This is a genomic window from Cytobacillus oceanisediminis, from assembly GCF_022811925.1.
Lineage (GTDB): Bacteria > Bacillota > Bacilli > Bacillales > Cytobacillaceae > Cytobacillus > Cytobacillus oceanisediminis_D.
In genome coordinates this window covers 2,730,936-2,750,980 of record NZ_CP065511.1, presented here as the reverse complement: position 1 = coordinate 2,750,980, position 20,045 = coordinate 2,730,936, and the positions used below count along the sequence as shown (strand labels likewise).

26 protein-coding genes and 1 riboswitch are annotated in these 20,045 nt (G+C 39.5%); of the genes, 15 read left to right on the top strand and 11 right to left on the bottom strand.

Annotated elements, in window-relative coordinates; translation table 11 throughout:
* Positions 1 to 99: 99 nt before the first annotated feature.
* The gene (locus tag IRB79_RS13930; protein ID WP_243503070.1) at positions 100 to 1,830 is read right to left on the bottom strand and encodes an AAA family ATPase; all 1,731 of its coding nucleotides are present in this window, start codon (positions 1,828 to 1,830) and stop codon (positions 100 to 102) included.
* Positions 1,831 to 2,095: 265 nt separating this feature from the next.
* Positions 2,096 to 2,198, top strand: a riboswitch (TPP riboswitch).
* Between the two features lie 65 nt (positions 2,199 to 2,263).
* Between IRB79_RS13930 and thiT the strand changes: the two genes are divergently transcribed.
* The 3 genes from thiT (at position 2,264) to IRB79_RS13915 (ending at position 3,596) form a co-directional block, all read left to right on the top strand.
* On the top strand, positions 2,264 to 2,863 hold the full coding sequence (gene thiT / locus IRB79_RS13925) for an energy-coupled thiamine transporter ThiT (protein WP_243503069.1): 600 nt from the start codon (positions 2,264 to 2,266) through the stop codon (positions 2,861 to 2,863).
* Between the two features lie 101 nt (positions 2,864 to 2,964).
* The gene (locus tag IRB79_RS13920; RefSeq protein WP_243503068.1) at positions 2,965 to 3,234 is read left to right on the top strand and encodes a hypothetical protein; all 270 of its coding nucleotides are present in this window, start codon (positions 2,965 to 2,967) and stop codon (positions 3,232 to 3,234) included.
* A 122-nt stretch (positions 3,235 to 3,356) separates the two neighbouring features.
* Entirely contained in the window at positions 3,357 to 3,596 is a 240-nt protein-coding gene (locus IRB79_RS13915; protein ID WP_243503067.1) for a hypothetical protein, read from the top strand.
* Positions 3,597 to 3,631: 35 nt separating this feature from the next.
* On the opposite strand, the gene qoxD is transcribed toward IRB79_RS13915, so the two are convergent.
* Genes qoxD through qoxA form a run of 4 tightly spaced genes read right to left on the bottom strand, consistent with a single transcriptional unit; the run spans position 3,632 to position 7,488 of the window.
* Entirely contained in the window at positions 3,632 to 3,937 is a 306-nt protein-coding gene (gene qoxD, locus IRB79_RS13910) for a cytochrome aa3 quinol oxidase subunit IV (RefSeq protein WP_019379818.1), read from the bottom strand.
* Positions 3,938 to 4,543: a cytochrome aa3 quinol oxidase subunit III gene (gene qoxC, locus IRB79_RS13905; RefSeq protein ID WP_113880964.1), complete on the bottom strand. Its 606-nt coding sequence runs from the start codon at positions 4,541 to 4,543 to the stop codon at positions 3,938 to 3,940.
* Complete coding sequence (qoxB, locus tag IRB79_RS13900; RefSeq protein ID WP_243503066.1) at positions 4,533 to 6,509, bottom strand: cytochrome aa3 quinol oxidase subunit I; 1,977 nt, start codon at positions 6,507 to 6,509, stop codon at positions 4,533 to 4,535. Before qoxB ends, qoxC begins: the two co-directional genes overlap by 11 nt.
* Positions 6,499 to 7,488, bottom strand: a complete 990-nt coding sequence (gene qoxA / locus IRB79_RS13895) for a cytochrome aa3 quinol oxidase subunit II (protein WP_206839714.1) — start codon at positions 7,486 to 7,488, stop codon at positions 6,499 to 6,501. The genes qoxB and qoxA overlap by 11 nt, the downstream gene beginning before the upstream one ends.
* A gap of 466 nt (positions 7,489 to 7,954) precedes the next feature.
* Here qoxA and ltaE point away from each other — a divergent pair, with 466 nt between their 5' ends.
* On the top strand, positions 7,955 to 8,986 hold the full coding sequence (gene ltaE, locus IRB79_RS13890; protein WP_243503065.1) for a low-specificity L-threonine aldolase: 1,032 nt from the start codon (positions 7,955 to 7,957) through the stop codon (positions 8,984 to 8,986).
* A 46-nt stretch (positions 8,987 to 9,032) separates the two neighbouring features.
* Here the strand turns inward: ltaE and IRB79_RS13885 are convergent, their stop codons facing one another.
* The gene (locus IRB79_RS13885) at positions 9,033 to 9,209 is read right to left on the bottom strand and encodes a hypothetical protein (protein WP_243503064.1); all 177 of its coding nucleotides are present in this window, start codon (positions 9,207 to 9,209) and stop codon (positions 9,033 to 9,035) included.
* 152 nt (positions 9,210 to 9,361) lie between these two features.
* Between IRB79_RS13885 and IRB79_RS13880 the strand changes: the two genes are divergently transcribed.
* A complete protein-coding gene (locus IRB79_RS13880) occupies positions 9,362 to 10,204 on the top strand; it encodes a CAP domain-containing protein (RefSeq protein WP_243503063.1) in 843 nt (280 codons plus the stop codon).
* A 15-nt stretch (positions 10,205 to 10,219) separates the two neighbouring features.
* On the opposite strand, the gene IRB79_RS13875 is transcribed toward IRB79_RS13880, so the two are convergent.
* On the bottom strand, positions 10,220 to 10,366 hold the full coding sequence (locus tag IRB79_RS13875) for a YwzD family small protein (protein ID WP_243503062.1): 147 nt from the start codon (positions 10,364 to 10,366) through the stop codon (positions 10,220 to 10,222).
* A gap of 270 nt (positions 10,367 to 10,636) precedes the next feature.
* Here IRB79_RS13875 and IRB79_RS28045 point away from each other — a divergent pair, with 270 nt between their 5' ends.
* Complete coding sequence (locus IRB79_RS28045; RefSeq protein ID WP_019379822.1) at positions 10,637 to 10,765, top strand: hypothetical protein; 129 nt, start codon at positions 10,637 to 10,639, stop codon at positions 10,763 to 10,765.
* Positions 10,766 to 10,807: 42 nt separating this feature from the next.
* Here IRB79_RS28045 and IRB79_RS13870 read toward each other — a convergent pair whose 3' ends face one another.
* Entirely contained in the window at positions 10,808 to 11,746 is a 939-nt protein-coding gene (locus IRB79_RS13870) for a DMT family transporter (protein ID WP_243503061.1), read from the bottom strand.
* Positions 11,747 to 11,893: 147 nt separating this feature from the next.
* On the opposite strand from IRB79_RS13870, the gene IRB79_RS13865 reads away from it, so the two are divergent.
* The 3 genes from IRB79_RS13865 to IRB79_RS13855 all read left to right on the top strand — a co-directional run bounded on the left by IRB79_RS13865 (position 11,894) and on the right by IRB79_RS13855 (position 15,742).
* Positions 11,894 to 14,062, top strand: a complete 2,169-nt coding sequence (locus tag IRB79_RS13865) for a beta-propeller domain-containing protein (RefSeq protein WP_243503060.1) — start codon at positions 11,894 to 11,896, stop codon at positions 14,060 to 14,062.
* Positions 14,063 to 14,226: 164 nt separating this feature from the next.
* Complete coding sequence (locus tag IRB79_RS13860; protein WP_243503059.1) at positions 14,227 to 15,231, top strand: DUF3231 family protein; 1,005 nt, start codon at positions 14,227 to 14,229, stop codon at positions 15,229 to 15,231.
* Positions 15,232 to 15,334: 103 nt separating this feature from the next.
* Positions 15,335 to 15,742 carry a putative periplasmic lipoprotein gene (locus IRB79_RS13855; protein WP_243503058.1) on the top strand — a complete coding sequence of 136 codons (408 nt, stop codon included), beginning with the start codon at positions 15,335 to 15,337 and terminating at the stop codon, positions 15,740 to 15,742.
* Between the two features lie 85 nt (positions 15,743 to 15,827).
* Here IRB79_RS13855 and IRB79_RS13850 read toward each other — a convergent pair whose 3' ends face one another.
* Positions 15,828 to 16,214: a globin domain-containing protein gene (locus tag IRB79_RS13850; protein WP_221879327.1), complete on the bottom strand. Its 387-nt coding sequence runs from the start codon at positions 16,212 to 16,214 to the stop codon at positions 15,828 to 15,830.
* A 148-nt stretch (positions 16,215 to 16,362) separates the two neighbouring features.
* On the opposite strand from IRB79_RS13850, the gene IRB79_RS13845 reads away from it, so the two are divergent.
* Together IRB79_RS13845 and IRB79_RS13840 are read left to right on the top strand one after the other, a co-directional pair.
* Positions 16,363 to 16,569, top strand: coding sequence for a zinc ribbon domain-containing protein (locus IRB79_RS13845; RefSeq protein WP_009334528.1), 207 nt, complete (start codon positions 16,363 to 16,365; stop codon positions 16,567 to 16,569).
* 124 nt (positions 16,570 to 16,693) lie between these two features.
* Positions 16,694 to 17,521 carry an aldo/keto reductase gene (locus IRB79_RS13840; RefSeq protein WP_243503057.1) on the top strand — a complete coding sequence of 276 codons (828 nt, stop codon included), beginning with the start codon at positions 16,694 to 16,696 and terminating at the stop codon, positions 17,519 to 17,521.
* A 43-nt stretch (positions 17,522 to 17,564) separates the two neighbouring features.
* Here the strand turns inward: IRB79_RS13840 and IRB79_RS13835 are convergent, their stop codons facing one another.
* Positions 17,565 to 17,765, bottom strand: a complete 201-nt coding sequence (locus IRB79_RS13835) for a hypothetical protein (protein ID WP_243503056.1) — start codon at positions 17,763 to 17,765, stop codon at positions 17,565 to 17,567.
* Between the two features lie 161 nt (positions 17,766 to 17,926).
* On the opposite strand from IRB79_RS13835, the gene IRB79_RS13830 reads away from it, so the two are divergent.
* Positions 17,927 to 18,499: a hypothetical protein gene (locus IRB79_RS13830; protein WP_243503055.1), complete on the top strand. Its 573-nt coding sequence runs from the start codon at positions 17,927 to 17,929 to the stop codon at positions 18,497 to 18,499.
* A 33-nt stretch (positions 18,500 to 18,532) separates the two neighbouring features.
* Here the strand turns inward: IRB79_RS13830 and IRB79_RS13825 are convergent, their stop codons facing one another.
* Positions 18,533 to 18,841 (bottom strand): hypothetical protein, encoded by a 309-nt coding sequence (locus tag IRB79_RS13825; protein ID WP_243503054.1) that lies wholly within the window; start codon positions 18,839 to 18,841, stop codon positions 18,533 to 18,535.
* A 153-nt stretch (positions 18,842 to 18,994) separates the two neighbouring features.
* Between IRB79_RS13825 and IRB79_RS13820 the strand changes: the two genes are divergently transcribed.
* The 3 genes from IRB79_RS13820 to IRB79_RS13810 are packed head-to-tail and all read left to right on the top strand — an operon-like array spanning position 18,995 to position 20,021.
* Positions 18,995 to 19,552: a hypothetical protein gene (locus tag IRB79_RS13820; RefSeq protein WP_243503053.1), complete on the top strand. Its 558-nt coding sequence runs from the start codon at positions 18,995 to 18,997 to the stop codon at positions 19,550 to 19,552.
* On the top strand, positions 19,518 to 19,661 hold the full coding sequence (locus IRB79_RS13815) for a hypothetical protein (protein ID WP_243503052.1): 144 nt from the start codon (positions 19,518 to 19,520) through the stop codon (positions 19,659 to 19,661). The genes IRB79_RS13820 and IRB79_RS13815 overlap by 35 nt, the downstream gene beginning before the upstream one ends.
* Before the next feature lie 24 nt (positions 19,662 to 19,685).
* The gene (locus IRB79_RS13810) at positions 19,686 to 20,021 is read left to right on the top strand and encodes a DUF3889 domain-containing protein (RefSeq protein ID WP_243503051.1); all 336 of its coding nucleotides are present in this window, start codon (positions 19,686 to 19,688) and stop codon (positions 20,019 to 20,021) included.
* Positions 20,022 to 20,045 lie beyond the last annotated feature (24 nt).

Below are 20,045 nucleotides of genomic sequence, written 5' to 3'. Positions count from 1 at the left end.
TTTTTCAAATGGCAAAAGATTGTTTACATAATATTATTATATTAAAGTTTGGAAATTCAATAAAAAAACCGGCCCGCAAAGAGGGGGGCCGGTTTCTCATCATGCTATTACCATTTCAGTCTTCAATTCTCCAACAATCTCCTGGACTTCACTGCCTTCCAGAGTTTCTTTTTCAAGAAGGGCTTCTACCAGTGTTTCAAATTGGGTCTGATGATTTGCGATGATCAATTCGCATCTTTCCAATGCTTTTTGGAAAAGATCCTGCATTTTAGCTTCTTTTTGTCCTTTGTTAAAAGTAAGCTCAAAGCCGTTATCCAGTAACCCGGTATCAACCATTTGCTCTATGATATGCTTGGCCTGTTTAACATCACCGCTTACTCCAATGCTATGCTCGCCAAGAATCATACGCTCTGATACACCGCCTGCTAGTATCATGGCAACCTGGTCAATCAATTCACTTGAAGTCGATAAGTGAAGTTCTTTTTGTATAGGAGCTACATACCCAAGTGCTTCGCCACGCGGAATGATGGTTGCTTTTCGGACGGATCCGGGTTTTGTTAAAGCAGCCACTAATGCATGGCCAGCTTCATGTATGGCAACGCGCTGCTTCGTGCCGTGATCCTGTAAAGCCCGGGTGGTTGTTCCCAGAATGGTCCGGTCAAGCGCATAATCCAAATCTTCCTTTGAGATAATTTCCTGGCCGTTACGGACAGCTCTGCGGCTTGCCGTTTCAAAAAGGGAATGAAGATCTGCTCCCGAGAATCCAGAAGTGCTTTCTGCTAAATCGCCAAGTGTTGTCATGACATCCTCAGCAAGCAATCTATTTTTTGTGTGAATATTGATAATCTCTCTTCGGCCCTTTGTATCAGGAAGAGGGACATTGAAGGAGAAGTCAATCCGTCCGGGACGGAGGAAGGCTTCATCGAGCATATCCTTCCGGTTTGTGGCGGCAATAAATAGGATTCCATCATTGGAATGTCCGCCGTCCAGCTGGACTAGAAGTTCAGTTAATGTTTTTTCGCTTTCTTCTCCGCCATGCTGCTTTCTTCGGCCTGCCAGTGCATCTACTTCGTCAATGAAGACGACGGCAGGAGCATGCTTTCTGGCATTTTGGAAAAGGTTTCTTACTCGGGATGCTCCCACACCAACGAACAATTCATTAAAACCGGAACCGCTGGTTGAGAAAAATGTTGCTCCAAGTTCTTTAGCGATTGCCTGAGCCAGCAATGTTTTCCCCGTTCCAGGAGGCCCGTATAATAGAATTCCCTTCGGCGGCTTAATGCCCATTTTCAGAGAGCGCTCAGGTTCTTTTAATATTGAAAGAGTCTGCATGATTTCCTCTTTCATTTCTTCCTGAATTCCTCCAACATCTTCAAGTGAAATGGAAGGAAGGGGCTTTGGTTTAGAAACACTTTGCTTCATTGTATTTGTAGCACCCATTCCGCCTTTTCCTGACTTAAACAGGTAAATGCCAATGGCTATGAACAAAAGGACTACACCGCCCAGAATCCAAGGGGTATAAGGTCCTGTGGTTGCGAACGTATATTGTATATTATAGGTTTCTACTAATTTATCAACCATCTCACTGTTGGGAGGCACATGGGAGATGTACTCGCCATCAGGGGCTGTGATCAGCAGTTTCCCATTTTTAAATTCCTGTACTGCAACAGTCTTTCCATCCTGGGAGGCAATAATTTTTTCCACAGAAGAAAACGGAACTGTCACATCCTTTTTTCCTGCTTGTACGGTCCAAATAACCGCCGCCAAAATCACCGTGATCACAAATGCAATAGAAACAATCGTCGAAGGCTTCTTAAGACGTGATTTCAACTATTTCCCTCCTCATTGAACATACCTACATTATAAGGAAATAATATTGTTAATAACAGGGTTTTACTCTTTTTAAACGTTGTAAATTATGGAAAAATAATATAGTTTATAAGAAAGTGTGCTACAACAGCTAACAGATGGCATCAATATGTGAAAAAAATGTGACAAGCAGGGGGAAAACCTGGCATATAAGTTAAAAAGTTTTTTCAAAGAATCCTTTTCACAATGTTTCATTTCATATATACTAAAATCGGATAATTCAATAACGTGCCACAAGGGGAGCATTTTGCTGAGAGTGAACAGTTCGCTGTTCTGACCCTTTGAACCTGTTAGATAATGCTAGCGCAGGAATGTGGAATAAAAGGCGGAAGGAGATTTTCTGCCTGCATGTTCTCCCTTGGGGTATCGTCAACGATTAAAGGGGGATTTTTTTATGAAAAAATTAAGCTTAACCGCGATGATTGAAGCTTCATTTTTTGCAGCATTTGCCATCATTCTGGATTTTCTGCCATCAATCAAGCTGTCACCGTCTATTTCCATTTCTGCCGCGATGATTCCGATCTTTATTTTGGCTTTCAGGTGGGGTTTTAAGGTAAGCTTCATCGCAGGCCTCTTATGGGGAATTTTGCAGATTGCCATGGGAGATGCTTGGATTGCTACTCCGCTTCAGGCATTTATTGAGTACTTTGTGGCATTTGCCTGTATTGGTTTTGCCGGTTTGTTTTTCCGCCCAATTCAATATCAGCTGCGCAGGGGAAACAAGAACAAGGCATTGGGCTGGATAGTTTTAGCTGTGTTTGCCGGAAGCCTTGCCCGGTATTTCTGGCATTTCATAGCAGGTGTATTTTTCTTCGGAAGCTATGCGCCAGAAGGGATGTCGCCTGTATTATTCTCCTTCATGGCAAATGGCGCAACAATGCTTGGTGCTGCAATTCTTTGTTCCATTTTAACAGCATTAATCATTTCTTCGGCACCTAGATTAATCATGAGAAAATCGGATGAAATTGTTCAATCGCAAAAACATGCTTCCTAATTAAGATCAGCCTCTTTGAATATATTTCAAAGAGGTTTTTTCATATTTTAGGAAATTGCTCCTGAAAAATGGGTATATTACTCAAAAAGGGGAGTGATTGTTTGTCAAACACATTGCAGGGTAACATCATTACAGGTGTCTTTGATGCAGAAACCAGTGCCTTTGAGATTCAAAAAGTTAAAAGCTTCACCACCCAGTCGATCCTCAACAAAAATCAATGTGAAAATTTGTATAACTATTTATCCCTCCATGAGGAGGATGAGGGAGGACAAATTATTACACTGTACGATCAAATGCCGTTAATGCTGACCAGGCAGGAAATATGCAGTTTAAAGAAAGATTTGGAGAACATTAAAAAACTATATCAGTAGAAAATTGCTTTGCATCTTGCAAGGCTTTTTTTCTTTTTCAATTTAAATTTGACAGATTTGTGACAAAAAGTTTGACAAATTTGTGAACATAGTTAGAATATTAAATAAAAGGGGATGAAAACATGACATTAAAACAGCAAAAGGTGCTTCACTTTTTTAGGAATATTACAGCAGCCGGTATACTTTTAGGATTAATTGTCTTTATTTCAAGCTTTTTTGTAAGCGGTCTCACAGGGCAATATGTTTTATCAATCGGCTTAAGCATTATGGTTTCTTCCATGCTGATATTTGGTTTTGGCTTTTTTATCAACGTAATGGAGGAAATGACACAGGGAAGCAAAGGAATCAGACAATACAAATAAAACCGGCCTCCAAATAGGAGACCGGTTTTTTGATATTAATGAGCAGCGTGCCCAGAAGTCAGAACCCAAATAGAACCCACTACAATAACGATAACCATAAATACGGCATAAATCATATTTACTAAGTTCGTCTTGCCGTCTTCGCCTTCTCTTAAGTGCATGAACATGAACAGCTGCATGCCAGCCTGAATGACAGCCAGTGAGCCGATAATCCACATGATCACTTTAAAAGAGAGGTTCGTTTTTAGGGCAATACCTGCTGCTGCAAATGTCAGCACAAGGGAAACTACAAATCCAATGACATGGCTTATCGGGAAGCTTTTTGATTGATGATGTTCCATTTAAGCCACCAGTCCTTTCAGATACACGAATGTGAAAATAAAGATCCAGACTACATCAAGGAAGTGCCAATAAAGGCCGATAATAAACGTTTTTCTTGCAGTAGTTGGGGTAAGGCCTCTTTTTAAAAGCTGGATGATGACCATAGTTGCCCAGCCAATTCCCAATGTTACGTGAGCTCCGTGTGTTCCCAGCAAGACAAATAAGCTGGACAGGAACGCACTTGTCTGCATCGTTGCGCCTTCATGGGCATAATGGATAAACTCATTAATCTCCATGAATAGGAATCCTGCGCCAAGAGCAAGGGTAATCACCAGCCAGGTAATTAGCCCCTTCAGGTTATGGCGGCGCATTTCAAAAATGGCGATGCCCATTGTAAAGCTGCTTGTCAAAAGGAGGACTGTCTGAATCATGACATCCTTGATCACAAAAATATCTTTATGTGTAGGTCCCCCTGCATAGCGTTCATATAATACTCCATATACTCCGAACAGAGTGGCAAATAGAACGATTTCAGCGCCAAGGAAAACCCAGAAGCCAAGAATATTCATCCGGTCCTGCTCAGTTTGATATTCAAGGGGCAAGGAAGTATCCACTTTAGCTGACATGATCATGCACCTCTCCTTCTGTTTTTCTCCAGGCATTTTCAATTCTGTGAATTTCATCTTTTGTAACATGGAATCCTTCGTTGTAATCGAATGAACGGATGATCAATCCAGCAAAAATGCCGATTGCAGCAACAGCCGCAGCGATATGCCATTCAAATACAAGGAGGAAGCCTGCGATGCCGAAGATGACACCCATATAAATCGGCAGCCAGGAATTGCTTGGCATATGAATTTCTTCGATTTCACTGTCATATAACGTTAAGCCTTCATTCTTTTTCTTCATGTGCCAGAAAGGATCAAGGGATTTAACTTCCGGCAGTTTTGCAAAGTTATAGAATTGAACAGGTGAAGCAGTAGACCATTCCAATGTTCTTGCATCCCATGGGTCGCTTGAGATGTTTCTGTCGGCATAACGGATGCTCCAGTAAATGTTGTAGCAGAATACCGCGAAGCCTGCTGCCAGAATGATGGAACCAATTGCCGATAGCATGAAGAGCGGTGCAAATCCAGACTCGGCAGAGTATGTGTAAGCACGCCTTACAGCTCCGTTTAATCCAAGGAAGAACATAGGCATGAATGTTACGTTAAAACCGATAACGAATAGCCAGAAATGCCATTTACCGATTTTTTCATTCAGCATGAAGCCGAACATTTTCGGCCACCAGTAGTACAGACCTGCAAATACGGCAAATACTACACCTGGAATTAATACATAGTGGAAGTGGGCAACCAGGAATAATGTATTGTGATACTGATAATCCGCTGCACCCATTGCAAGCATTACGCCTGTAACCCCGCCTATGACGAAGCATGGGACGAATGCGAGTGCCCAAAGCATGGCGGAAGTAATTTTTATGCGGCCTTTACGCATCGTAAACAGCCAGTTGAACATCTTAACTCCTGTCGGTATGGCTATCGCCATCGTCGTGATGGAGAAGAAAGAGTTAACTGCAGGGCCTGATCCCATTGTATAGAAATGGTGAACCCATACAACCATACTTAAAAGCGCAATTCCAAGGATGGAAAATACCATTGATTTATATCCAAACAAAGATTTTCTTGAGAATGTTGCAATAACTTCTGAGAAAATCCCGAAAGCAGGAAGGGCAACAATGTAAACCTCAGGATGTCCCCATAGCCAGAATAGGTTAGCCCAAAGCATATCCATTCCGCCGCCTGATACTGTAAAGAAGTGTGTTCCATACAGACGGTCGAATGTCATCAATGCCAATGCAACTGTGAAAATTGGGAAAGCAGCCACAATCAGAATGGATGTTACAAAGGTAGTCCAAGTGAACATCGGCATTTTCATCAATGTCATGCCTTTTGTTTTCATTTTCAAAATCGTGACAATAAAGTTTATACCTGTCATTAGAGTACCGATACCAGCAATTTGCAGTGCGACTGCGTAAAAGTTATTGCCGATTCCCGGGCTGAATTCCTTGCCTGCAAGAGGGAAGTAAGATGTCCAGCCTGCATCAGGCGATCCTCCGATGACGAAGGAAATATTAAATAGCATAGCTCCGCTGAAGAACAGCCAGAAGCTTAGAGCATTCAGCTGTGGAAAGGCAACGTCACGCGCACCGATCTGCAGCGGAATGACTACGTTCATTAATCCAATCAAAAACGGCATAGCCATGAAAAGAATCATAATAACGCCGTGTGTTGTAAAGATTTCATTATAGTGCTGGGAATTCAGAAATTCCATTTCAGGGCGTGCTGTCTGAGCTTTCATCAGCAAGCCGTCCATCCCGCCGCGGAAGAACATCAATACTGCGGAGATGATATACATGATACCGATTTTTTTATGATCAACTGTAGTCAGCCATTCTGTCCAAAGGTATTTCCACTTTTTTAAATAAGTGATGCCAGCGACTGCACCAATCATTGTTAATAAAATAGCAATCTGTGAACCTAGTATAAGGGGGTCCCCAGTAATAAAAAACTCATCCCATTTAATGCCCATGATGGTCACCTCCATGGTTTTCTTGACTATCATGGCTTTCTTCTTCGCCATGACCTTCAATTACGTTTGGATTCTCATTTTTATAATTGTCATCTTCTTCGAAAGTTTTACCTTGATATCCATGGCCTCTGTAGAGCTCAGGATTTGTATAAGCCTTCGAATTTGGATCAGCATGATTGACCCATTCTAAATGAGTATTGGAATATGTCAGTCTTCCTAAATGAGTAGGCTTCAGCAGCCCTTCATACTCATCTTCCGTTAGCTTGGGAGCTGTATCCTTAACGTCGTCAACCCATTGGTCAAAATCTTCCTGGGTTTGTGCAAGCACTTCAAATTTCATATCCGCATATCCTCGGCCGTTAAAGTTCGTGTTCTGGCCTTCATAAGATCCAGGGTTGTCTGCAACAAGATACAATTCTGTTTCCATTTTTGGCATGGTATACTTTTGTCCGCCAAGAGCTGGCACCCAGAAAGATTGCATGGTGCTTGCAGATGTCATCTTAAAGAGAACTGGCGTATCTTCCGGTATATTTACATAGTTCACTGTCTCAATGCCTTCTTCAGGATAGCTGAAGATCCATTTCCAGTCAGCAGATGTTACATGTATTGTAATAGGTTCTTTTTCTTCATAGCCCTTTGGTGTTTCTTCCAGAGCATAAAGAGTTTTTACTGTCGGGATTGTCAGGGCAATGACAATTAATATCGGAATCCCGGTCCAGATAATTTCAAGGAGTGTACTGCCATGCTCCTCCGGGGGTTCATAATCTTTATTTTCAGGTCGTTCCCTGTATTTCCAGACAATGTAGCCGAATAATCCAAATACAACTGCAACGACAAGAAGCATCCAGATCAGGGACCAGTTAATTAATTCGGTTATGCTTCTTGCAACGGGGCCCTGAGGTTCAAATACAACCATATTACAGCCGCTGAGAACCATTAAGGGCAATAGAGCTGTTAAAGAGAGCAGCATTTTCTTCATCTGATGTTTCATCTCCTTTTTGACAAAAACTATTGTTAAATAATTCACAAATAATGTGCGGGTTTTCACAAAGATGCCAAAAAAATATATAGCTGGTAAACATAAACATCCTTTAAACCTTTATTTAACTTAGTTATCACTGTGTAAATGATATTAACATAAGCAAATGTGAAAAGTTGTGACAAAAGTGGGAAGGAAATAAATGTAAGTGATTTGGACAACTGATAATTTTTCACAAATAGCATTATTGCAAGGTTTTGATCATCAAAAACAACTTTTGAACAAATTTTGAACTTTAATGCGCCACCCTAAATTTCTGATTTTACTTTTATCCTCTAGTAAAAAATCTCCAATAAAAACTTCAATGCAATAATTAATGAATGAATAATGTTCATTCTCCCTTTGTTGAAAAATACTGAATAGTACAGTAACATGGACTAAAAATAGATAAGGACAGGGTGAGGGTATGATTGATTTAAGAAGTGATACAGTTACAAAGCCAACTGAAGAAATGAGGAAAGCTGCTTATGAAGCAGAAGTTGGGGATGACGTATATGGAGAGGATCCATCAATCAATAAATTGGAAGAGACCGCTGCTGAGGTGCTTGGTAAGGAGGCAGCTCTGTTTGTAACGAGCGGCACTCAGGGAAACCAGATTGCCATCTTAACACACTGCCGACCGGGCAATGAAATTATTCTCGAAGCAGAAAGCCATATTTTTTATTATGAAAGCGGTGCTTCATCCGCATTTGCCGGAGTCCAGACAAGGACGCTAAATGGGTCACGAGGTGCAATGAATCCCTCAGAAGTGGAGTATGCCATTAGGGGAGAAGATCAGCATTATCCGGAAACAGGATTGATTTGTCTGGAAAATACTCATAACAGAGCTGGCGGAGCCGTAATACCTATTAATAATATGAAAGAAATTTACAGCATTGCAAAAACGAATAATATTCCCGTACATATTGATGGTGCCAGACTGTTTAATGCTGCTGCAGCATTAAACCTGCCGGCTTCAGAATTGGCTAAACAATGCGATACTGTGCAAGTATGTCTCTCAAAGGGACTCGGTGCTCCAGTGGGTTCCATTCTTGCAGGCAGCAGGGAATTTATTGCTGCAGCAAGAAAATGGCGCAAAAGATTGGGCGGAGGACTCCGCCAGGCTGGGATCATAGCTGCTCCCGGACTGGTTGCATTAACGAATATGAGAGAGCGTTTAGCCGAGGATCACGAAAATGCTCAATATCTTGAACAGAGACTTGGACAAATCAAAGGCATTGAAATCGTCAATCAAGTGGATACGAATATCATTGTCGCTGATGTAAAAAATCTTAAAATGAATTCATCTGAATTTGTTGATAGGTTAAAAGCTGAAGGCGTACTTTCAGGAACTTTTGGACCCTCTTATGTGCGTTTTGTCACTCACTATGACGTGACTAAGCTCCAACTTGATCATGCAATAAAAGCCATTCAAAAAACAGCTGATCAAACTTTATAATCAGATTTAAAACGCATGTTCTCCGTTAAACATGCGTTTTTCTGTTTCAAATTATTCTTTGCATCGGAACAGCAGTGTAATGCTGGGAATGATAATGACTTTGATGCCAAATGCTGTGATAGGGATAGCCTTGATGAATAGGCTGCCACCAGGGCCCATACTGCATCTGAGGATATCCATAATAATGTGCACCATTTATGCCTGTAATTATATATTGCCTCAAAGAAATCCCTCCTTGTTATCTTTATCAATAAGATATGCCAAACAATGTTTACGTTCTCTCTCGATGACTTCTCAATTTTTCCACCTATACTTTATGACTGACTCCATATGATAAGAAAGTTAAAATAACACTTTCTAAAGGAGAATTGAAAAATGAACTTAAAGAAAAATTTTCTGCTTGGCCTCTTCCTGATTCTCATGCTCGCGGCATGTAATAATAACGCAGAGCAAGGAATGGATTCCGGGGCCTTGACAGGGGAAGATCTCCAGGAAATAAGCAATACAAATAATGTGAATGTGGATAGAGAAAGACGGGGAGCAGCACCTCTGGAATTGCAGCGTGTAAATAATGGCTATCTCACCATTGACCCGAATTCTTACAGTACAGCAACACCAAGTCAGGAATTTCCACACAGCCAATTAACAGATGATGGCGGAATGCCCCTATTCCAATTCGGAGAAGACCAGCAGCAAGATCAGGGGATGACACCCCAACAGCCGGAAAGCCGCCAATTTGCGCAGCCAGATCGGCAGGGAGGCGGACAACAGCAGCCAGAATCAGCTGCGCCACAAGAAGATAGAGATAGCGGACAGGCACCCGCAGCTCAAAATGATGAAATAAATAACTTTGAATCTAAAGTAATCGAATTAACAAATGCAGAACGTCAGAAAAATGGCCTAAATGCATTAAAATCAGATAATCCGCTAAGTAATGTGGCACAAGCGAAATCAAATGATATGCAGCAGAAGAATTACTTTTCTCATACAAGCCCAACTTATGGTTCTCCATTTGACATGATGAGGGATTTTGGGGTCAATTACAGCAGCGCTGGCGAAAATATTGCAATGGGACAGCAAACTCCTGAACAAGTTGTTCAAGCGTGGATGGAAAGTGAAGGGCATCGGAAAAATATATTAAACAGCACTTTCACACATATTGGTGTTGGATATACGGACAATGGCTCCTATTGGACACAAATGTTTATAGCTAAATAAAAGGAAATCGGCTCATTAGCCGATTTCTTTTTTGTTGATTAAAGGTTCAAGCTGATTTTTTATATCATCAAGCAATTCATGAATGGTCACTTCGTTATCTGTTTGCCCTTTATCAAGAGCTGATTCCAAAAGCTTTGCAAAATCACTAAAGTTAGTATTCATAATAGACACCTTCAAACAGCAATGTATTTTATGACTCTATTCCCTGTTAAGATTTTTTAAAACTTGTTATATACTATTTATTTTCCGGCGGAGCCGTGACAAAAAGTGAACAATCATTCAACCTTGTTTTTTGTATAAATGTTTATGTTCTAAAACAGCTGGGTAATTAATACTGATAAATTTTTTTGGCTGCCCCCATACCTGTCTGATACACAGCGAATAGTATAGCAGGAAAGAGATTATAGATTCATTAAATCAGGAGGTCTGGTTATGAGATTGGTGCAAATGGATATTGATCAGCTATTGGAAGCCACATCGGAAATTGCCGAAGAAGATCTTGGCTATATGATCAGACATGTAGAAATTGATCATTTATTAGAGCGAACCCAGGATTGGTAATATATTTGGAAACTCCCCGCAGTCAGGAACTGAGGGGAGTTTTTATGCTGAAAACTTATTTTCTTGAAATTGATTCTTAAATCGAAGCGTTTTTGCAGAAGATATTACTACGCCTAAGATAACTATTCCTCCTCCGATTAACTGATACAAATACAATTTTTCCTCAGTAAAACACAATGCGAATATGATGGCGAAAACAGGAAGAAGATTCAGGAAAACCCCTGCTTTCGCTGCTCCGATTAAATAAACTCCAAAATTCCAGGAAAGAAAAGCCATAATTGAAGCCAGAAAACCAACATACAGCAAGATTCCTGCGGAAGCTAAGGAGAAGACAGGCTCTGCTTCCATCACAAAATATTCAATCAAACTTAAGGGCGCCAATAGTATAATGCCGAGAAATGATGATGCATAAAAAGCAGATAGCACAGGCAATACGTCTGAATATTTTTTACCAATTACCGAATACAATGCCCACATAATGACTGCTGCCAATACGTATAAATCTCCAGAATTTATTTTCCATGAAAGAAACATTTCAATCGATCCCTTTGAAATAATATATAAAATTCCAAAGACTGACAGGAAAATTCCTGCTGCCTGGTGGGCTAGAATCTTTTCTCTTAATATAAATATGGCTAGAATTGCGATAAAAAGCGGTGTAGTACTATTTACCACAGATGCATTAATCGAAGTGGTGTATTGCAGCGCAAAATAAATGATTGTATTGTAACCGGCAACACCTGTCACTGCCAAAAGCAAAAGTATCTGCTTATGCTGCCAAATAATGCTCCAATCTTTTTTTAGCTGCTTGACCATAAAAGGAGTTAAAAGCAAGAATGCAATGATCCATCGCATTAGGGAAAAGAGGATCGGCGGAAAATAATCGACACCAATTCTCCCAATAACAAAATTACCTCCCCAAATCATGTTCGCTAAAATCAGCATTAAAAAACCGTACTTTTTGTTTGTCTCATCCAGCAATTGAGAAAACCTTCTTCCTGCATTGTAATAAATTACATTTTACCTTTACTGCCAGGAAAATTCATTAATTTCAGAAATTTAATAAAAATTAATATGTAACTATTGGAAGAATTAACCCGTCAACTTACTTAAAAAGGGGTGTCTTTCATGAAGAAAAAATGGCTTTTTCTAGGCGGAATCACACTGTTCATTATTTTATTGGCGTCTTTTTCATTCCTTAACAGATTGAAAATTGTCAGTAATCTGGCAGAAAATAATGAAGAAGTTATAGTTCTAAAGAATAAAGTATGGGAAGTTACGTTTTCAAAAGAATTTAATCCAGATAGTGTCAACAGCAGCTCGGTTTATATTTTGAATGAGGAAGGGGGAAAAGAGCAGGTTAAAATCTCTCTGAAAAATAATAATAAATCCATTGAAATTCAGCCCCCTACTGAAGGATATAATCTAAATTCTCCTCATTATACCCTGGTCCTGACAAAAGATATTAAAACAGAGGGCGGGCAAAATCTGAAACAATCAGTAAAAACTGCTTTCAAAGTTATAGATACTCTGCCGGCAATCGGCTCAAGAAATAAATTGAACATTTACTTTTCAAAAATGCTTAATGAAGAAAGGACTTTCCTTGCTGGAAGGGATATGGCAGTGAGCGAGGAGAACAGCAGTGAAAAGAGCTCAGCAGATTCTGCAGGTGCAGACTATTCCGGGACAAATGTTCAAGTAGCCGGTATAGATGAAGCTGATCTGGTAAAAACGGATGGCACGCATATATACAAAATCACTGATAATAAAGTCCAGATTATTAAGGCCATGCCGGCTGATAAAATGAAGATGGATTCTGAATTAACATTTAATCAAGCCTTCTCTCCCTATCAGTTATTTATAGAAGGGAATCAATTAATAGTTGTGGGCCACAGCTATAAAGATGCTCCTGATCACATTGGAAAAGCGGCTTCAGAAAAAAAGATTGCACCTGCATTTCATTCCACAAAAACGATTGTTTTCAATATCGAAAATAAACAAAAACCAAAACAAATTAGAGAGGCAGACATCGAAGGAAGTTTGCTTTCTTCCAGGCTAATGGATGGGAAGGTATATTTGATTACAAGTTATTTTCCCGAATATTGGATTCTGGAAAGAAATGAAAATGCAGATCTGCGTCCTCGTTATTTTGATACTGCTGAGAGCAGGGAGCAGCAGATCGTTGATTATCATGAGATAAAATATTTTCCTGGTTCTCAAAACGCAAACTATATTAATATAGCTGTATTGAATGTAAGAGCAAGCAGAGAGCCACTATCTGTCACAAGCTACTTAGGCAGCGGAAATGAATTCTATATGTCCAATAATAATCTATATTTATCAGCCGCCAATTACAGTAATGAAATCATCGCAGACAGACAGATGCCCCATCCGGATACGAGCATCTATAAGTTCAATATAAAAGGCGGAAGAGTCGAGTTTCAGACATCTGCTGAAATAAAAGGCACTGTTTTAAATCAATTTTCAATGGATGAATATAATGGAAACTTCAGGGTGGTAACAACCAAGGGGGAGGCCTGGGACGAAAGAACTCCCTCATCCAACAGCCTTTATATTCTGGATAAAAATTTAAATCAGATTGGACAGCTTGAAGACCTGGCTAGGGGGGAACGGATTTATTCTGCAAGGTTTATGAATGACCGAATTTATATGGTTACTTTTAAGGAAACTGACCCGCTCTTTGTCATTGATGGGTCAGATCCGGAGAAACCTTCTGTACTGGGTGAATTAAAAATTCCCGGCTTCAGTAATTACCTGCACCCATTGGATGAAAACCATCTCATTGGCTTCGGACATGATACGAAGATAACAGGAGGCAAGGGACCAGGCAGCCAGCCTGTTATTACAACGGACGGTGTTAAAATATCTTTATTCGATGTAAGCAATACAAATAAGCCCGTGGAAAAAGATACAGAAATAATAGGAGGACGCGGAACATATTCACCTTTAAATTACGATCACAAAGCTCTGCTCATTCATAAAAAGAAAAATCTATATGGATTTCCCATTTCGATCTACCAGAATAAAGAAGGAAGCCAGTTTGAATCCAAATTCGACTTCCAGGGTGCGTTAGTATACAAAATTACTGCCCAAAATGGAATCGAGCTTCAAAGTAAAATTACCCATCAGACAGAAAATGCAATCTATGAAGAATGGGAAGATACAATCGAAAGGCTTATCTATATCGGTGACCACATTTATAGCATTTCTCCTAAAAAAGTTGATGCCTACCATATAGATGGATTCAAAAAAGCAGGAGAACTTGAGTTAAATTAATTAAAAGGAACCGGCCTCTTTTCTGGCTGGTTCTTTTCCTTAATGCTCCGATAAAAAACAATAATGGAAATAAATTACCATATATTTGAATGAAAATGTTGAATGAAGGCTAATATAATGCTGATAGTATATAAATATAATTTTCCTAAACGGCTGGTGAGAATATGAACGGCAGCAATATTCCTAAATTAATATCTTCCGAAATGGCCTTGCTCTGGAATACCTATGTAGCAGATACTGCAGCAGTCTGCTGCATAAAGCACTATATACAAACAAATGAAGATCCAGATGTCTTGCCGGTATTGAAATACGCGCTATCCATTGCCCAGGATCACATAAACGACATTGCCTCACTCTTTAAAAAAGAAGAATTCCCCATACCTGATGGATTTAATGAAAAAGACCTGCACAATGACACTCCCAAATTATTTTCAGACATAACCTATTTAAGATTCATGCATCATTTGGGAAGAACCGGATTGAATGCCTATTCACTTGCTAAATCAGTTTCTGCAAGAAAAGACGTTCGCAGCATGTTTAAAAAATACTATGAACAAACTGAAAAACTTTTTGATATGGCTGCTGAGGCTATGCAAGAAAAGGGAATTTTCATTCGATCACCATATATAGAATATCCTAAGAAAGTAAAGTATGTATCAGACCATCGTTTTCTGGGGGGAATTGTAGGCAAAAGGAGGCAGCTGCTGGCCATTGAAATTGCCCATCTTGGTACGAATATCGAGTTATCCAATATTGCCAAAACCATGCTTTTGGCATTCAGCCAGGTAGCCAAACAAAAAAAAATAAGCGATTATTTTAAAAAAGGCTATGAAATGAGCCTGGAGCATGTCGAATATTTTCTCAATGTCTTGAAAAATGACGATGTAGCCTATCCAAGCACATGGGATGGGTCCATTACTGACTCAACCACCTCACCTTTTTCGGATAAATTAATGATGTTTCTGATCGCCAGCATAACTGCGGTCGGCGTAATGGACTTTGGCATAGCCATCGGTGCGAGCATTAGAAAAGACCTGGCTATTCAGTATGCTAAAATGATGATTAAAGTCGGTGATTTTGCTGATGATGGAGCAAAAATTATGATTGACAACGGCTGGCTGGAAAAGCCGCCTCAATCACTTGATAGAGAAGAGCTCAGGATTAAATAGCTGAAGCACCTTTTTGTGGGTGCTTATTTTTTTATTATGAATGCAGACCAAAATTTGGGGTATAGATTACTAGCTTAGAATAATTAAAAGGAGATGAACAGATATGCGTAAATGGATGCTTGCTTTTACCGCCTGCATACTGATGACAGCATGCAGTGCAGAGAAAAAAAATAAGGAAGAAGCAGAGAATGATTCAACTAATAGCCAGGAATATAATGAAGCTACGAATACAGAAGGTGAAGAAAAGCCACTCTCAGTTGCTGAATTGGATGATCGTATTGATGAGGGAATGAATATTGATACTTACTCGGCCGAAGTTCAATCTTGGGCGGAAAAAGGGCAGCTTGAAATGGAAGAAACAGTTATCGTAGAAGATGAAAACACATCATCTGCTGATATCCTTCAGCTTGCAGATGGATTTCTCGGAGTAGCTTATGATGAAAAAGAGGTGACAGAAGTTAAAATGTTCCAGTCAGTAGAACATGCAAAAGAATATTTTGAATCACTATAACTGGTAAAGCTCTGGAACTGGACGATCAAAATTTTAAACTTTCTAATCCAACTGATATTAGACCTTCCGGAGGGAAGGTCTATTCTTATTCTGGACTATTAACCATAATGGCCGCCACCTGCATTAGTCGATCATAGAATAGAGCGGATGCAGGGTTTTGATCCAGCCCCGTTTCCTTAAAGGCCTCTTTCATGCAGGCAAGCCATCTTTGTGCTCTTAAAGGTGTAATCTCAAATGGCAGATGCCTTTGTTTCATGGCAGGCGGGCCAAACTCCTGGCTGTATAAAGGAGGTCCTCCAAGAAATTGTGTAAGAAACATCCTCTGTTTTCGCTTAATGTCCTCTATATCACCTTCAAAAAGGGGACTTAATACGGGATCTGCATAAACACGGGGATAAAACGCCTCCACTAGCTTTTCAATGGTCTCAGTTCCTCCTATTTCTTCAAAAAGTGTCTTAAAATCATGCACGATTCTTCACCTGCTTGAATTACATTTTTTTAATTCTCATTATATAGAAGTTATATTAACGTAAATGTGATTTAAATCACAGTATGATTATTGGCGAAACTTTTTTCAGTTGTGAACGTAAATTAAGGTAAGAAATCGAAAGGGTGAGAATATGGGGAAAAAAGGCTGTATTAAATGCGGCAGCAGTGATGCCGGCCAAAAAGAAGTTGCCATGACTGGTACAGGACTTTCCAAAATGTTTGATATTCAGCATAACCGTTTTCTGGTAGTTTACTGTAAAAACTGCGGATACTCAGAATTCTATAATAAAAACTCTTCCACTGCAGGAAACGTTCTGGATTTTTTCTTCGGCGGATAAAAGTAACTGATCATGCATTGCCCAACATGGGGCAATGTTTTTCTTTTTTAAGCAAAAAATTTTGTTAACTGAAACGAATGTGAGAAAATTATCCAGTACCCTAATTGATAAAAGAGGTGAAAGAATGGAGAATTTACAATCTGCTGCATCATTACATAACGGTGTCAAAATGCCGTGGCTGGGACTGGGTGTTTTCAAGGTACAGGACGGAGAGGAAGTTGTCCAGTCAGTTAAATCAGCCCTTAAAGCAGGATATAAAAGCATTGATACGGCAGCAGTCTATCAGAATGAAGAAGGTGTAGGCCAGGCAATCAAGGAAGCAGGCATACCTCGTGAAGAACTTTTTATTACCACAAAAGTTTGGAATTCTGACCAGGGCTATGATTCTACAATCAATGCATTTGAAACCAGCCTTGAAAAGCTTGGTCTCGATTATATTGACCTTTACCTGATCCATTGGCCTGTGAAAGGGAAATATAAAGAAACATGGAAAGCCCTTGAAACTCTTTATAAAGAAAAGAGAGTAAAGGCAATTGGTGTGAGCAACTTCCAGATCCATCACCTTGAAGATCTGATGCAGGATGCTGAAATAAAACCCATGGTTAACCAGGTCGAGCTTCATCCTTTGCTGAACCAGGCTGAGCTTAGGGACTTCTGCAAGGAGCAGGACATTCAAATAGAAGCATGGTCACCACTGGCACAGGGAGAGCTTCTTGAAAACACAGCATTGAAGGAAATTGCCCAAAAGTACAGCAAATCGGTTGCACAAGTTATCTTAAGATGGGATCTTCAGAATGAAATTGTTACAATACCCAAGTCAGTAAAAGAACATCGCATCATTGAAAATGCTGATGTATTTGACTTTGAGCTTTCTTCAGAAGATATGGACAAAATCAGCAGCTTAAATGAAAATAGACGAGTAGGTCCGGACCCTGACAACTTCGATTTCTAAATAATGCAGCAAACCGGCAGGCAATAAGCCTGCCGGTTTGCTTTTACTCCTCAAAATAATCCCGAAATTCCTCTGTATCCGTTTCGCCTTTTTTCTTAAAGTAAGGATTATCTTCTGTCGAATTTTCTGGATCAAGATTTGTCTTTATCACAAGTGTTGGCCCCGAAGTATGCCCTGCAATCAATCGATCATCCAGTTCTTCGAAATCCGGCAGCTTTTTGCTTCCTGGTTTTATTGGATCCATGGCTGCACCTCCCAATCAATAGCGTGCAATGAGCAGGCGGAATTTATTCACACACGATCCTTAAGTACTAAAGAATGTTTGCACAGGGGGAAAAAAGGATATTAGGGAAGAAAACATTCTTTGGTACATAAACCCACCCTGTTTTGATGGAGGAAGAAACAATGAGTATTTTCGAGAATATATTGGATATCTTGGAGAAAAAGGGGGCTATATCAATCCCTTCCTTGCTTGACGAAATGAATAGACTAAGTAACTTTCAGAATACCAACCGGAAACCGCTTGAATTATCACATGTAAAATCTGTCATCAGCAGAAAAAGAGAAATTTTCCATATAAAAAATAATATTGTCACGATTGACCCTGATAAAGATCCCATCCTTTTGAGTGTCAGCCTCGGCGGTTATCCCGGGCCATGGTACAAAATTGAAGTGGACTTTATCAATGGACGTTTTGTATATTTTGAATGGCATTTAAGTTCGTTCTCACCTAGAAATGAACTGCCTGCAGCATCAGGCAGCATTGAGGAATTCAAGAAAGAATTATATCGGCTGAAAATTTGGAAGTGGCAGAAGGAATACCAAAACCCAGGAATAATATTGGATAGTGTGACATGGTCCATAAAGCTGATTACAAAGGAAAATATTTTTGAGAGTCAGGGGATTCAGGCATTCCCTATAGGCTGGGAAAAGTTTTGCAGGGCACTTTCAAAGCTGACAGGAAAATATATCTGCTAAAAAGCTGCTGCTAAGGAAATAGCTGCAGCTTTTTTAGTGTTCTGAAATCACCTTAAGGACAAAACTCTTATCTTCCTCATCAATGAAAAGGCAATATTCTTCTTCCTCCGTTATATCAAGCAGATGCTGAAGTTCCTTTGGGATATGGATAGAGCCATTTTCAGAAATAAGTCTTTTATTATGAGTTGAATCCAAATTGGCCTTCTCAATAATTATTTGATCCTGATCGAAGCGAAGATCAGCCAGTTTTCCCGGCAAAAGCCCAAATTGGCAGCGCCACTTGCTGGGGAGAAGAATTTTACCAGTTTTATTGAAATTTTTGCATTTATACATTGTTAACATGCTGATCAGCTCCTTATATGCTTGTTAATCTATTACACATATCGGAACTTTCAAAACACATATTTTAAGCAATTTTAAAATATCTGCCGTTCAGCCGGAAAGAATGAATAAATTTCCTTTAAATACAAAACCTTAAAAAAAAGGTGGGGTAAGATGAAAAAGAAGCTATATTTGGTGCTTATAATTCTCCTTTCCTGGCTGACTGTTCCATTCATAGGCAAAAGGGATTTTAAACGTTTTTATCCAGCAGCCATTTTTATGTGCATTTATGTTCTGATAGAAGGGTTTATCGCTGAAAAAAACAAATGGTGGACTATTAAGGAAAGATTTCATCCAAAGCTCAGTGGAGAACTGCCAATGATATTAGGGCCATTTTTTGCGGGATCTATATGGATATTAAAATTAACTTATGGAAGGCCATTGCTGTATTTACTTTTGAATGCAGTTGTTGATGCCTTTTTCGCCTACCCTTTTTATACTTGGTTCAAAAAGATCGGGATTTGGAAACTTCTCCGTTTTTCACAGCTGAAGCTATTTATGCTGTTCTTAATGAAATCAATATTAATGTATGTTTTTCATATGGCATTTCTGGATAAAAAAATGCTATCAGCGTTAGTTGGCGGGATTAGAAACTATTTTAATAAATCCCGAATGAATGAGGAGGGGAGAGAGGATAATGGAAAAAAGAAAAGACATTTCCTGTACAGATGATAAAGATATTCTCCATCATCTAATGGAAGAACAAATTGCTTATATCTGTGTAGAGGAAGAGGAAGAACGGATGAAGGAAGAAACCATGAATAACGGGAATAACGATTAAGATCTTTTTGGAAAGAGGTAAAAGATGAAGAAAATAATTATCAGCTTTATGGTTTTGATGTTCTTATCGGAGTATATTCCCATTCGGGCATTCACCGGAGAAGCGTTTGCAGAAAGACCAGAACCAGCCTATGCAAAATGGGGCAGACTTGCTATGGAAACAGCAAAAGAGAAATACCCTAAAGCTAAAATTCTTGACTACTTGCATATCGGCAGAGAAAAGGGACAAACGACAGACATCGAAAAGTTTAAGCTATGGATAGAGGATAGCGGCAAAGAGTTCGGTTTATACATTGATATTGAATTTGATTCAAAAACTGAGAGAGTAATCAGGATTAATACGCGAAGATCAGCTAATTAACTTGATCGGTATCAAACCAGGACT